The sequence below is a fragment of the Trebonia sp. genome, assembly GCF_030042015.1.
Classification (GTDB): domain Bacteria; phylum Actinomycetota; class Actinomycetes; order Streptosporangiales; family Streptosporangiaceae; genus Trebonia.
The window spans coordinates 1-12,436 of sequence record NZ_JASIAL010000500.1 but is presented as its reverse complement, the minus strand read 5'-3'; the positions used below and the strand labels follow the sequence as shown (position 1 = coordinate 12,436).

The following is a 12,436-nucleotide window of genomic DNA, read 5'->3' as shown; positions in this document are numbered from 1 at the left end:
CGGGCGATCGTAATGACAGACGACATCGAGCGTTACTCCTACGACGTGGTAGTGATCGGCGCGGGCGGCTCAGGGCTGCGCGCGGCGATCGAAGCCCGCGCGCGGGGCTTCAAGACCGCGATCATCTCCAAGTCGCTGTTCGGCAAGGCCCACACGGTGATGGCCGAGGGCGGCGCCGCCGCCGCCATGGGCAACATGAATCCCAACGACAACTGGCAGGTGCACTTCTGCGACACGATGCGCGGCGGCAAGTTCCTCAACAACCCGCGGATGGCCGAGCTGCACGCCAAGGAGGCCCCGGACCGGGTCTGGGAACTCGAGGCGTGGGGGGCGCTGTTCGACCGGACCAAGGACGGGAAGATCTCGCAGCGGAACTTCGGCGGGCACGCGTACCCACGGCTCGCGCACGTCGGTGACCGCACCGGCCTGGAGATCATCCGCACCTTGCAGCAGCGGGTCGTCGCGCTGCAGCAGGCGGACTCGGTCGCGCTTGGCGACCCGGAGGCGATGATCGCGGTGTTCGCGGAGACGACGATCACCCGGCTGCTCAGGGATCAGTCGGGGCGGATCTCGGGCGCTTTCGGATACGCCAGGGACACCGGGCGGTTCGTCGTGTTCGAGGCGCCGGCCGTGGTGCTCGCCACCGGCGGGATCGGGCGCACGTTCAAGGTCACCACGAACTCCTGGGAGTACAGCGGTGACGGGCACGCGCTGGCACTGCTCGCGGGCGCGGCGCTGATCAACATGGAGTTCGTCCAGTTTCACCCCACCGGCATGATCTGGCCGCCGTCGGTGGCCGGCCTGCTGGTCACCGAGTCGGTCCGCGGCGACGGCGGGGTGCTGCTGAACTCGGAGGGCCGGCGGTTCATGTTCGACTATGTGCCCGAGGTGTTCCGCGGCCAGTACGCGGAGACCGAGGAAGAGGCCGACCGCTGGTTCACCGACCCGGACCACAACAGGCGCCCGCCGGATCTGCTGCCGCGCGATGAGGTCGCGCGGTCCATCAACTCCGAGATCAAGGCCGGGCGCGGGACCGAGCACGGCGGCGTCTTCCTCGACATCGCCTCGCGGCGGCCCCCCGAGTACATCCTCCAGCGGCTGCCGTCCATGTACCACCAGTTCATCGAGCTGGCGGATGTGGACATCACCAAGGAGCCGATGGAGATCGGGCCGACCTGCCACTACGTGATGGGCGGCATCGAGGTCGACCCGGACACCGCCGCCTCGTCCGTGCCCGGCTTGTTCGCGGCCGGCGAGGTGTCCGGCGGGATGCACGGCTCGAACCGGCTCGGCGGCAACTCGCTGACCGACCTGCTCGTGTTCGGCAAGCGGGCCGGGGACGGCGCGGCGGACTACCTGGATTCGCTGGGGCCGTCCCGGCCCGCGGTGGCGGACTCCGACCTCTCGGCCGCGGTCGCCGAGGCGCTCGCGCCGCTGTCCCGCGCCGAGGGCGAGAGCCCCTACAAGGTGCACCACGAACTCCAGCAGACGATGCAGGACCTGGTCGGCCTGATCAGGCGGGAGTCCGAGGTCAAGGCCGCGCTCGGCGAGCTTGAGAAGTTCAAGGAGCGGGCCGCGCGGGTGGCCGTGCCGGGCGAGCGGGCTTACAACCCGGGCTGGCACTACGCGCTCGACCTGCGGAACATGCTGCTCGTCGCCGAGTGCGTGGCGCTGGCCGCGCTGGAGCGGCAGGAGTCGCGCGGCGGGCACACCAGGGATGACTACCCGGAGATGTCGCCGGAATGGCGCAAGGTGAACCTGGCCCTGGCGCTGACCGGCGACAAGCTCGAGCTAACCCACAAGCCGCTGCCCGTGATGCGGCCCGACCAGCTCGCGCTGTTCGACAAGTCCGAGCTCAAGAAGTACATGACCGAGGAGGAGCTGGCCGGGCTGCCCGCTCCGGCTCCGTCGGCTACGCCGGCTACCGCTGCGTCGGAGGAGGGGCACTGATGGGGTACGAGACAGCATTGCGGGTGTGGCGCGGCGACGCCGGGTCGGGCTCGCTTGTCGATTACACGGTCGAGGTCAACGAGGGTGAGGTCGTCCTCGACGTGCTGCACCGGCTGCAGGCCACCCAGGCGGGCGACCTGGCGATCCGGTGGAACTGCAAGGCCGGCAAGTGCGGATCGTGCTCGATGGAGATCAACGGCCGGCCGCGGCTCGGCTGCATGACCCGGATGTCGACGTTCTCCCCCGACGAGGTCCTGACGATCACTCCGATGCGCACGTTCCCCGTGATCAGGGACCTGGTCACCGACGTGTCGTTCAACTACGCGAAGGCGCGCACGATCCCGTCGTTCACGCCGGACCCGTCGATCAAGCCCGGCGAGTTCCGGATGCAGCAGGAGGACGTGAACCGGTCGCAGGAGTTCCGCAAGTGCATCGAGTGCTACCTGTGCCAGAACACGTGTCACGTGATCCGCGACCACGCCGAGAACGAGCGGCCGTTCGCCGGCCCGCGGTTCCTCATGCGGGTCGCCGAGCTGGAGATGCACCCGTGTGACGAGGCGGACCGGCGGGACATCGCGCAGGACGACTTCGGCCTGGGCTACTGCAACATCACCAAGTGCTGCACCGAGGTGTGCCCCGAGCACATCAAGATCACCGACAACGCGCTGATCCCGATGAAGGAGCGCGTCGCCGGCCTCAAGTACGACCCGCTGGTCTGGCTCGGCTCGAAGATCTCCCGGCGCCCGGCGAAGGCGGGCACCCCGGCCGTCCCCGGCAAGCGCTAGCGGGGCCTGCGCCGCGTTGTGGGCCCGCGCCCGGCCCGCCGAAATCCCCGACATCCTCGCCCGCCTGGACGCCGCCATCGTCACATGGGCGAACGAACCCGAAGCACGGCGAGTGACTGCGCCGGAATATCACAGAAAGGGCGAGGCTTGCGGGCCGATTCCGCGCGGTTGACAACCTACGCTTGTCGCAGCGCTGCTCGCCGACCCCCGGACAGACCCAGGAACCGCAACGAGTCAGCCGCCCTGTTTGACGACCGAACAAGATAGCGATAGGCACCCTTTCTATCGTGCGCCGCGGCTTGCGTTGCTACCGGTGGTAGCATCGGTTTATGGATGAGGTTTCGCGCGCGGGGACCGACCCTGGGCAGGCGCTGAGCGCACTGGAGAAGGCGCTGCGGGACGCGCTGGCCGCGGTCCCGCTCGAGCAGGTGCTGCAGCGCGTCACCGTCATGTTCCCGAAGGCACCCGTCGACATCGATACAGGGCCGGCCTCGCGGTTCCACGGCCGCGTGCAGAAGGTGAGCGTCTCGATGCCAGAAGAACTGACAGCCGCCGTCCGGGCCCGGACCGGGCCCGGTGAGTTCAGCCGGTACGTAACGGAGGCCACTGAGCGGAAGCTCCAGCACGACGTTCTCGGCGAGGTGCTCGACGAACTGGACGCCGAGTTCGGCCCGGTGCCACCCGAGCTACTGGAATGGGCGGAGCGTCAGTGGCCAGACTACGAAGCGGAGTAGACGGGGCCCTGGTCCTGGACGCCCAGGGTCTGGTCAAGCTCGCCACGGGCGACCCGGCGGTACACGCGCTGGCGCGGAAGGCGTACCAGCGGTACGACCGCGTCGTCACAGCCGCGTCGACGCTCGCCGAAGTGCTGCGTGGCGGTCAGGAAGACGCCCGCATGCACCGCGTCCTGCGTGGTGTCATCGTCGCGAACATCGATAAGGAAGCCGGGCGCAGGGCGGGAGAACTCCTCGGCTCGACCGGCATGTCAGGCCACCGGTGCACGGTGAACGCGCTGCTCGCCGTCATCGCACTGGCACAACCGCGTCCGGTTGTGCTGCTGACGAGCGACCCCGAGGACATGGCCCGGCTCACTGAGGAACCCGGCCGCAGGAAGGCCGACCGGGTCGCGGTGGTCAAGGTATGAGCCACTTACTCCACGTGCCACGTGCCGGCTGGGGTGGCGGCGCATGACTCGATGACCAGCGGGACGCCGCTGGCCGCCGACGGTGCCGTCACGCACAGGCCCGAGGCGGCGCTGACCAGCTCGGAGGCGAGCGGGCCGGCGGCGGACAGCTGCCACTTGGTGGCGGCCGTGCCGGCGCAGGGCCCGAGCGACAGCGCCGAACCGGCGGCGGCGGCCGCCTCGGTCAGGCACTGGCCGCCCAGCCGGAGCGTGCCGTCGGACCGCGCCGCCCACTGCTGGGCCGCCGTGTCCGCGCAGGCGGCCAGCTCGACGGCGGACCCGGCGGCGGCCAGGCACTTGCCCGGCTCGCCGGAGAAGACGGCGGCCGCCGGGCGGTACCAGTGCTCGCCCGTCTGGATCGTGGTGTTGGCGCAGGCAGCCATCGTCGGCCGGTTGCCGTTGGCCGCGGCCGCGCCGGCGAAGTACAGGCACTTGCCTGACTGGGCGCTGACCAGCTCGCCGTCGGTGCCTGCCTGCCACTGCTGGTTGCTGAAGCCAGCGGAGCACGCCCACAGCACCACGCTCGTCCCGCTCGCCGCCAGGCACTTGCCGAGGACGCGGATCGTGCCGTCCCGGACGACGGTCCACTGCTGGTTCGCGTGGCCGTCGCAGCTCCACAGGTTCACCAGCGTGCCGTTGGCCGTGCCTGACGACGGGTCGTTGAGGCACTTGCCGGTGCCGCCGACCTGCCTGAGCTGCCCGGCGAAGCCACTGTCGGCCACGGCCGGCACCGTCCAGGTGAACAGCATGGACCCGGTGCCGCCGAAGGCGTCGGACGCGTAGACGGTGACGTCGTACGTGCCCGGCGCCGACGGCCAGCCGGTTATCAGGCCGGAGGAGCTCATCGACAGGCCCGTGGGCAGCCCGGTCGCGGCGTAGGACGGCGTATAGCCGGTGTTCGGGTCGTACCCCGAGATCTGCAGCACGACCGGAGTGCCCGCCGGGGTCCTGCGGTTGCCTGGAGAGTCCACCGTGATCGCCCCTGACACGTCCCAGGTGAACGTCAGCGACGAGGGGGTCACCGGGACCGCGCCGGCTGAGGGGGTGACCGTCACCGTGTACTGCTGGCCGCGATCGGACACCAGCGGAGTCCCCGTGACCTGGCCGGACGGGCTCATCGTCAGGCCTGGCGGCAGGGCGCCCTGGCTGCCCGCGGCCGGCACGGCATAGCTGACCCGCGTCCCGTCCAGCGAGGTGAGCGTCTGCAGCTGCACCGGGGCGATCGGCGCGCCCGCCTGGCTGACCTGCAGGACCGGGCCGAGGTAGTCCAGGTCGGTCGGGCCCTCGATGCCGTTGACCGTCCCGCTGCTCGTGTACTGCCAGAACGTGTAGTTGCCCCAGCCAGTCGGCAGCCCCGGGATCGTCACCCCGTACGACGCGAGCCAGAGCGGATACCCGCTGAACGCCGTGCTGTTCCCGGTGCACGTGTCCCAGAAGGGAGCGTTCGTGTAGATGATCGGGGTCTTGCCCAGCGCGGAGACATCGCCGATGTACGTCTTGAGCCAGTCCACCATCGCTTGCGGGGTCAGCCCGTAGCACTGGGTCGTGTGGTCCTGCTGGTAGTACGGGTCGTTCTCTATGTCCACGACGAGCGGCAGCATGAGGTCGCTGGACTTGTACGCCGGGTCGGTGACCGAATCGACCACGGTGACCGCCGCCTCGGCCTGCTGCGCGACGGTGCCGTTCCCCTTCGGGTCATAAGGGAAGACGAACGCGTAGGGCATCACGTACAGCCCGGCCGCCGCGGCCGCCTCGACGTCGGCGGCATACGTCGTTTCCTGGGTCTGCGCGAAAGTCGCCTCGACGCCGGCGAAGCTGCTGCCCGCCTGCCGCAGCAGCGTCCAGCTGTTCACGGTCGTGAACGGGGAGACGTCCACCCCGGACGCGGGCACCGTGGTAGCCGCGGCCGCCCGGGTCGCTACCGCCGCCGGAATCGCCAGTCCCGCCACGATGATCAGCGCGACACCTGTAATGCCGGCGCGTCCCCGTAGCCGAGTCACGCGCGGGAGCTTACCGGCTATTGGTGCGAATGCGGAGCAAATTGGTGATTAGGGTCCGCGGTGACTTGCGCCGGCCCGCGGCGCGCACGGCCGGCCGGCCGTGCGCGCCGTCTGCCGGCCCACGGCCGGCGGATACGATGACCTGGGGCGTCGCGGCTGGCCCCGCTGTTCCGTTGACGGCGAGAGGGCACGATGTATCCGCACATTACCTACCCCGAGGCGATCGTCGTCGGCCTGATCCAGGGCATCACCGAGCTCTTCCCGATATCCAGCCTCGGGCACAACGTGCTCATTCCGGCGCTGGTCGGCGGGCGCTGGGCGGTGGACCTGAACGTGTCCGAGCCCGAGTCCCCGTACCTGGCGTTCATCGTCGGGATGCACGTCGCCACCGCGCTGGCGATGATCGCCTACTTCTGGCGGGACTGGCTGCGGATCATCCGCGGCTTCTTCGGCTCGGTCGGGCACGTGGTCAGCCCCGCGCCAGGGACGCGCCGCTGGCAGCCGCAGACCGTCGAGCAGCGGCTCGCCTGGATGATCATCCTGGCAACCGTCCCTGTCGGCCTCGCCGGCGTGGCGCTCGAGCACGATTTCCGCGTCTACTTCAGCAAGCCGGTCCTGACCGCCTCGTTCCTCGCGGTGAACGGGCTCATCCTGTTCGCCGGGGAGGCGGTGCGCAGGCGCCGGGCCGGCCTCGACGCGCAGCAGTCCGTCGCGGACCGGCAGATGGCGGCCGTCGGCGGCGGTGGCCCGGGCACCCCACGGCACGCCGCAGGGCAGCGGGCGCTCAAGCAGCGGGAGGCGGGCCTGGCCGCGCAAGCCGACCGCAGGCTGACCCAGGTGGGCTGGCTGTCGGCCTTCGGCCTGGGCGCGGCGCAGATCCTGGCGCTGCTGCCAGGGATCAGCCGGGACGGCGTCGTCATGGTCAGCGGCATGTTCCGCGGGCTGTCCAGGCAGGACGCGGCCAGGTTCTCGTTCCTGCTGTCGGCACCGGTGATCCTCGCGGCCGGCGTGCTCAAGGTGCCGGACCTGACCGGCCCGCTCGGCGACGGGGTCCGCGGCCAGGTGCTCGTCGGCTCGCTGCTGTCGTTCGCCGGCGCCTACCTCGCGCTGCGGTTCCTTGTCCGCTACTTCGCACAGAACCGCACGCTGACGCCGTTCGCCAGCTACTGCCTGGTCGTGGGCGTGGGAAGCGCCATCTACCTCGGTATCACCTGAAATGCGGGCCTGGGCCTGCGCTGGGCAGCCGGGCGGGATCGTTCGGGATAATTATTCGCGGTGACCGCGGCCGCGGATCCTGGCGCGCTCGCGGGCGTCGAGGATGGTCTTGCGCAGCCGGACCGCGGCGGGAGTCACTTCGGCGCACTCATCGTCGGCGCAGAACTCCAGGGCCTGCTCCAGGCTGAGCAGCCGGGGCGGGACCAGTCGCTCGAGCTCCTCCCCCGTTGACTGCCTCACGTTGGTGACCTTCCGCTCCTTGGTGATGTTGACGTCCATGTCGTCGGCCCGGGAGTTCTCGCCGACGATCATCCCCTCGTAGACCTCGGTGCCCGGCGAGACGAACAGCGACCCGCGCTCTTGCAGGTTGAACATCGCGTAGGCGTTGGCGGCGCCCGGCCGGTCGGCCACCAGCGAGCCGGTCGCGCGGCCGCGCAGCGGGCCCGCCCACGGCTCGTACCCCTCGAAGACGTGGTGGGCGATGCCGGTGCCCCTGGTCTCGGTGAGGAACTGGGTGCGGAACCCGATCAGCCCGCGCGCCGGGACTCCGAACGCGAGCCTTACCCAGCCGGTGCCGTGGTTGGTCATCGACTCCATCCGGCCGCGGCGCACCGAGACCAGTTGCGTGACCGTCCCGAGGAACTCCTCAGGCACGTCGACCGACAGGCGCTCGACCGGCTCGTACAGCGTGCCGTCGATTTCCTTCGTCACGGCTGCCGGGCGGCCGACGGTCAGCTCGTAGCCCTCCCGCCGCATGGTCTCCACGAGCACCGCGAGCGCCAGCTCCCCCCGGCCCCTGACCTCCCAGGTGTCGGGGCGCTCGGTGGGCAGCACCTGCAGCGACACGTTGCCGACAAGCTCGCGGTCGAGCCGGTCCTTGACCAGGCGCGCGGTCACCTTGGCGCCCTGGGCGCGGCCGGCCAGCGGGGAGGTGTTCACCCCGATCGTCATCGAGATCGCGGGCTCGTCGACGGTGATCAGCGGGAGCGGCCGCGGGTCGTTCGGGTCGGTGAGGGTGTCCCCGATCATGATCTCGGGGATGCCGGCGATCGCGACGATGTCGCCGGGCCCCGCTTCGCTGGTCTGCACCCGCTCAAGGGCCTCGGTGCGGAACAGCTCGGCGACCTTCACCTTCTCGATCGAGCCGTCGTGGCGGCACCAGGCGACCTGCTGGCCGCGGCTGATCGTGCCGTTGTAGATCCGGCAGAGCGCGATGCGCCCCAGGTAGGAGGAGGCGTCGAGGTTGGTCACGTGCGCCTGCAGCGGGGCGCCTACTTCGTAGACGGGCGGCGGGACCGTCTCACGGATGACGTCGAACAGCGGCTCCAGGTTCTCGCTGTCGGGCATCTCGCCGTCGCGCGGGCGGTTCCTTGAGGCGCGGCCGGCCCGGGCGGCGGCGTACACGATCGGGAACTCGATCTGCTGCTCGCTCGCGTCGAGGTCGATGAACAGCTCGTAGCAGGCGTCGACGACCTCGGCGATGCGCGCGTTCGCGCGGTCCACCTTGTTGATCACCAAGATCACGGGGAGGTTGGCCTCGAGCGTCTTGCGCAGCACGAACCTGGTCTGCGGCAGCGGCCCCTCGCTCGCGTCCACGAGCAGCAGCACGCCGTCCACCATCGAAAGGCCGCGTTCCACCTCGCCGCCGAAGTCCGCGTGGCCCGGCGTGTCGATGATGTTGACGGTCAGCCCGCCGTGCCTGACGGCCGTGTTCTTGGCGAGAATCGTGATGCCCTTCTCGCGCTCCAGGTCACCGGAGTCCAGGACGCGCTCGTTCACCTGGGCGTTCGCGCGGAAGGCGCCGGACTGCCACAGCATCGCGTCGACCAGCGTGGTCTTGCCGTGGTCGACGTGCGCCACGATCGCGACGTTGCGCAGGTCGTCGCGGGTCGCGATCTCGCCTGCGCCGGCGGCGCTCGTCGTCATCGTCTGCTGTGCGGGCATGCGTGAGAGTCTCGCTCATTCGGCATCGGGGCTGCGGCCAACGACTGCTCGTGGCCGGTACCAGTCTATTGCCCTCGCTTCCCGCACGGGCACCGCCCGCGAGCCTCGTGGCTTGACCCGAGGCGGGCCTGCCTCGTTTCCGTTCGGGCCCGGGAGACCTAAGGCGCCGCTCAGCCTGAAGATAAGGCGATCGTCCGATGTGCGGCGGGGGGCCTTAGCACGACCCTCAAAGTACGGGGAAAACCATGGCGGTTCCCCGCAACCGAGGAGGAATCATGCACCCCGACCTGATGCTCGAGGTGGCCATCCAGCGGGCCGCCGAGCGGCGCGAGCGGGCCAGGAACGCCGCCCTCGCGAGGGCAGCGCGCAGGGCGATGCGCGCGCAGCGCCGCCGCGATGAGGAGCCGGACCCGGTCGTGCTGCCGCCGATCCCGGACTACGTGGACGGCACGTTCCGCGGCGGCGAAAGCCGGGTGCCTGCCGAGCACGCGGGCGCGGGCAGCTAGCTGCGGGCAGCGCCCGGGATGGCGGGGAAATCGGGCGCGGCAGACCGCCGCGGCCCGGCTGGAATGTCAGACCCCCGTGTCATGCTGATGACAGGGATGAGCAGGCGCGGGACAAGCCCCGTCCTGGTTGGACGGGCAGCGGAGATGGCCGCCCTGGAGGCCGCGTTCGAAACGGTCCGACAGGGCGGTCCAGCCGCGCTGCTCGTCGGTGGCGAGGCCGGCGTGGGCAAGACGCGCCTGCTCACCGAGTTCACTGCGAGCGCGCGGGCGGCCGGAGCCAGGGTGCTGGCAGGCGGGTGCCTGGAACTCGGGGCTGACGGGCTGCCGTTCGGCCCGTTCACCGCGATGCTGCGGGACCTGGTGCGGGAGATCGGCGCGGACGAGATCGTCGGCATGCTGCCTGGCAGCGCGCGGGCTACACGGGAGCTGGCCAGGCTGCTGCCCGAGCTGGCGGGTGCTGGCGAGCTGGCCAGCGCGCCGGCCGGCGGGGCAGCGGCCGGATCTTCGGCCTCCCCGGCCTCCCCGGCCGCGGGCGAGGCACGCGCCCGGCTCTTCGAGGAGTTCCTCACGCTGCTTGAGCGGCTCGCCGGGCAGCGACCGCTTGTCGTCGTGGTCGAGGACGCGCACTGGGCGGACCGGTCCAGCCGTGACCTGATCGCCTTCCTCATCGGCTACCAGCGCGCGCTGGCGAACGTGCTGATCATCGTGACGTTCCGCTCCGACGAGCTGCACCGCACCCATCCGCTCCGGCCGCTGCTCGCCGAGCTCGCTCGGATCGACTGGGTGGAGCGCACCGAGCTGCCCCGGCTGAGCCGCGGGCAGGCTGAAGAGCTCGCGGCGGCGGTGCTCGGGCAGGTACCCGACCGTGTGCTGACCGACGCGCTCTACAAGCGAGCCGAGGGCAACCCGCTCTTCACCGAGGAACTGCTCGCCTGCCCGGACGGCTCGGCGGAGATACCAGACTCGCTCGCGGACCTGCTGCTGCAGGCAGTGCGGCGGCTGCCTGAAGAGACCCAGGAGGTGCTGCGCGTGGCCAGCGCGGGCAGCGGCAGCACGAGTCACGCGTTGCTCACCAAGGTCAGCGGGCGCAGCGCGGACGAGCTGACGGCCGTCATCCGCCCCGCCGTCACCGGCAACGTGCTGGTAACCACCGCCGACGGGTACGCGTTCCGGCACACGCTGATCCGCGAGGCCGTGCACGAGGATCTGCTGCCAGGCGAGCACAGCGGGGTGCACACCCGGTATGCGCTCGCGATCGAGGCCGAACCCGCGCTCGTCTCCGAGGGGCGGGCGGACATCGAGAGGGCGCACCACTGGTATTCGGCGCACAACACGCCGGGAGCGCTGACCAGCGCATGGCTGGCATCCGCGCAAGCCTCTCGTGCCGTGGCGCACGCCGAACGGCTCGTGCTACTCGCCCGTGTCCTGGAACTGTGGGACCAGGTCCCGGACGCCGCGGAGCGCGTCGGCGCCGACCACGTGCGGGTGCTCGAGGAAGCGGCGGGCGCCGCGCACGACGCGGGCGAAGCGCAGCGCGGGCTCGCGTTCGTAGAATCGGCGCTGGCGGAGCTTGACGAGAGCACGGACCCGGTCCGGGTCGCCATGCTGCTCCGGCAGCGGTTCACGTTCCAGAAGGATCTTGGCCTGCCCGGCCACATGGAAGACCTGGACCGCGCGCTGCGCCTGGTCCCGGAGACGGTGTCAAGGAAGGCGCGGACACAGCTCCTGCTCGCCGCGTCGCACACCATCTGCGACGCGGCGAGCCAGCGGTACAAGAGCCTGGCGGAAGAGGCCCTGCGCCTCGCCCGCGAGGACCACGACGTTGACGCGGAAGCGCAGGCGCTCGCCACGCTGGCGTATTTCGAGTCGCTGCCAAGCGGGCTGGTCACCCCGGGCAGCCCGGCCCTGCGGCTGATCGCGGAGGCCCGCGCGACCGCGCAGCGGGCCGATGCCTACCAGCCCATCGTCAAGGCAGTGATCACCGAGTCCCACCTGCTGTGCGGGGCGGGCGAGTACGACAGCGCCGCCGACGTCGCCCGGCAGGGAATCGCCGATGCCGAGCGGCACGGCCTGGCCCGCACCGCCGGGGCGTTCCTGGCGATCAACCTGGCGGAACCGCTGCTTTACCTCGCCCGCTGGGACGAGGCGGCGGACATCGCCGAACGGGCCCTCGATCTCGCTCCGCCGCCGCTCACCCGGGTCGGCTTGTGGATCGTGTGTGGTTCGATCGCCCTCGCCCGCGGTGACGTCGCCACCGCCGCGAGGCGCGCGGCGGCGAGCCGGGCCGTACTGGCCGGTGCCAGGTACGAGGACCAGTACCACTTTCCGCAGGCCGCGCTTGACGTCGAGCTCAAGCTGGCTACGGACGGCCCCGCGGCGGCGGCGGCCCTGGCCGCCGAGGAACTCAACCGGTACGACGTGTCGGCTGGCAGCCCTCGGTATGCCTGGCCGCTGCTCGTTACCGCAGCCATCGCCGCCGCCGGGCACGCGTGGGGCGCGGGGGGCCTGGAGGGCACCGCGGGGACCGGCGCGGCCCGTGCGGCCCGTGCGCCCCGTGCGCCCCGTGCGGACGACGACGGCGGCCCGGCCCTGCTCGGCCAGCTACGCCCGCTGGCGGACAAGCTGGACGTGTTCGGACCGGTACAGTGGGCCTGGCAGTTGACGTTCACGGCGCTCGTCCCGCCCGATGACACCGATCCGCGGGAGCGGCTGGCAGCCTGGGATGCGGCCGTGGCGGCGTGGGACGCCGTGCGCCAGCCCTACCAGGCGGCGGTCACCTCGCTCGCCGCCGCACGCGCGGGGCTGGCGGTCGCCGACGGACGCGAGCTAGCGACGGCCCGGTTGCGGCGCGCC

At 71.1% G+C, this 12,436-nt stretch carries 9 protein-coding genes; 7 read left to right on the top strand and 2 right to left on the bottom strand.

Annotation, left to right across the window (positions count from 1 at the left end):
• Positions 1-12: 12 nt before the first annotated feature.
• From Q1N79_RS26760 to Q1N79_RS26745, 4 genes are all read left to right on the top strand, one after another.
• Positions 13-1,950, top strand: coding sequence for a fumarate reductase/succinate dehydrogenase flavoprotein subunit (locus Q1N79_RS26760; RefSeq protein WP_300613723.1), 1,938 nt, complete (start codon positions 13-15; stop codon positions 1,948-1,950).
• Positions 1,950-2,735, top strand: a complete 786-nt coding sequence (locus Q1N79_RS26755; protein ID WP_300613721.1) for a succinate dehydrogenase/fumarate reductase iron-sulfur subunit — start codon at positions 1,950-1,952, stop codon at positions 2,733-2,735. The genes Q1N79_RS26760 and Q1N79_RS26755 overlap by 1 nt, the downstream gene beginning before the upstream one ends.
• A gap of 329 nt (positions 2,736-3,064) precedes the next feature.
• On the top strand, positions 3,065-3,469 hold the full coding sequence (locus Q1N79_RS26750; protein ID WP_300613719.1) for a hypothetical protein: 405 nt from the start codon (positions 3,065-3,067) through the stop codon (positions 3,467-3,469).
• Positions 3,445-3,879 (top strand): PIN domain-containing protein, encoded by a 435-nt coding sequence (locus Q1N79_RS26745; protein WP_300613717.1) that lies wholly within the window; start codon positions 3,445-3,447, stop codon positions 3,877-3,879. Before Q1N79_RS26750 ends, Q1N79_RS26745 begins: the two co-directional genes overlap by 25 nt.
• A 5-nt stretch (positions 3,880-3,884) precedes the next feature.
• On the opposite strand, the gene Q1N79_RS26740 is transcribed toward Q1N79_RS26745, so the two are convergent.
• Positions 3,885-5,918, bottom strand: a complete 2,034-nt coding sequence (locus tag Q1N79_RS26740; RefSeq protein ID WP_300613715.1) for a ricin-type beta-trefoil lectin domain protein — start codon at positions 5,916-5,918, stop codon at positions 3,885-3,887.
• Positions 5,919-6,110: 192 nt separating this feature from the next.
• On the opposite strand from Q1N79_RS26740, the gene Q1N79_RS26735 reads away from it, so the two are divergent.
• Positions 6,111-7,133, top strand: coding sequence for an undecaprenyl-diphosphate phosphatase (locus Q1N79_RS26735; RefSeq protein WP_300613713.1), 1,023 nt, complete (start codon positions 6,111-6,113; stop codon positions 7,131-7,133).
• A gap of 51 nt (positions 7,134-7,184) precedes the next feature.
• Here Q1N79_RS26735 and typA read toward each other — a convergent pair whose 3' ends face one another.
• Positions 7,185-9,059: a translational GTPase TypA gene (gene typA / locus Q1N79_RS26730; RefSeq protein ID WP_300613771.1), complete on the bottom strand. Its 1,875-nt coding sequence runs from the start codon at positions 9,057-9,059 to the stop codon at positions 7,185-7,187.
• Positions 9,060-9,352: 293 nt separating this feature from the next.
• Between typA and Q1N79_RS26725 the strand changes: the two genes are divergently transcribed.
• A complete protein-coding gene (locus Q1N79_RS26725) occupies positions 9,353-9,583 on the top strand; it encodes a hypothetical protein (protein WP_300613711.1) in 231 nt (76 codons plus the stop codon).
• An 18-nt stretch (positions 9,584-9,601) separates the two neighbouring features.
• On the top strand, positions 9,602-12,436 hold a 2,835-nt coding region (locus Q1N79_RS26720; RefSeq protein ID WP_367185146.1), incomplete at its 3' end, for an AAA family ATPase.

Bases quoted from the DNA above. Each gene is read 5' to 3' on its own strand.
- Q1N79_RS26750 (WP_300613719.1), top strand. From the start codon at position 3,065: ATGGATGAGGTTTCGCGCGCGGGGACCGACCCTGGGCAGGCGCTGAGC.
- Q1N79_RS26735 (WP_300613713.1), top strand. From the start codon at position 6,111: ATGTATCCGCACATTACCTACCCCGAGGCGATCGTCGTCGGCCTGATC.
- Q1N79_RS26760 (WP_300613723.1), top strand. From the start codon at position 13: ATGACAGACGACATCGAGCGTTACTCCTACGACGTGGTAGTGATCGGC.
- typA (WP_300613771.1), bottom strand. From the start codon at position 9,059: ATGACGACGAGCGCCGCCGGCGCAGGCGAGATCGCGACCCGCGACGAC.
- Q1N79_RS26755 (WP_300613721.1), top strand. From the start codon at position 1,950: ATGGGGTACGAGACAGCATTGCGGGTGTGGCGCGGCGACGCCGGGTCG.
- Q1N79_RS26725 (WP_300613711.1), top strand. From the start codon at position 9,353: ATGCACCCCGACCTGATGCTCGAGGTGGCCATCCAGCGGGCCGCCGAG.